The 619-nt window shown below is 43.0% G+C and carries 1 protein-coding gene; it reads left to right on the top strand.

Annotated elements, in window-relative coordinates:
* Positions 1-209: 209 nt before the first annotated feature.
* Positions 210-619: IS110 family transposase (locus WR49_RS20715; protein ID WP_046225278.1), on the top strand; the 410-nt coding region annotated here is incomplete at its 3' end.

A 619-nucleotide genomic window follows, 5' to 3' on the forward strand; every position in this document is an offset into this window, starting at 1 on the left:
TTGTATGGATAATAAGCACTCCAATCGGGTAAGGTGAGACCCAGACTTTAGCTGCAACTAAAGTTCTTCTATCTGATAGTTCGATTAAACGATGGCTCCTCTATTGAGAGACCGATAACAAGTACGAACGTCAGATAGAACTCCAAGCACCACACTCGAATAGTCTTCTGGGTCTCGAGCCCGCATTTGCAAGCAAGAGTTAGCTTATTATGAATACAAACACACTTCAAAACATTAATGTTGGCGTTGATACTGGTAAGTCACAATTAGACATCTATATCCGTCCACTCGACATTTACTTCACCGTACCAAATACCGATAAAGGCATCAGCGATGCCATCAAAACCATTAAGAAACACAAACCTCAACGCGTCGTAATTGAAGCTACAGGTCGATTAGAAATGCCGTTCATACTCGCATGTGACAAAGCCAAATTACCTTATGTTGTTGCCAACCCACTACGTATTAAAAGGTTTGCTGAGGCTATTGGGCAACGTGCTAAGAATGACCGCTTAGATGCCGCGCTCATCGCACATTATGCCGAAAGAGTTCAACCCGAACTGACTAAGCTAAAAAGTGAAGACATACGCCTTATGAGTGACTTAGTCTCGAGGCGGAA

Origin of the sequence: Vibrio sp. ECSMB14106, assembly GCF_000972265.1 — a bacterium.
Taxonomy (GTDB): domain Bacteria; phylum Pseudomonadota; class Gammaproteobacteria; order Enterobacterales; family Vibrionaceae; genus Vibrio; species Vibrio kanaloae.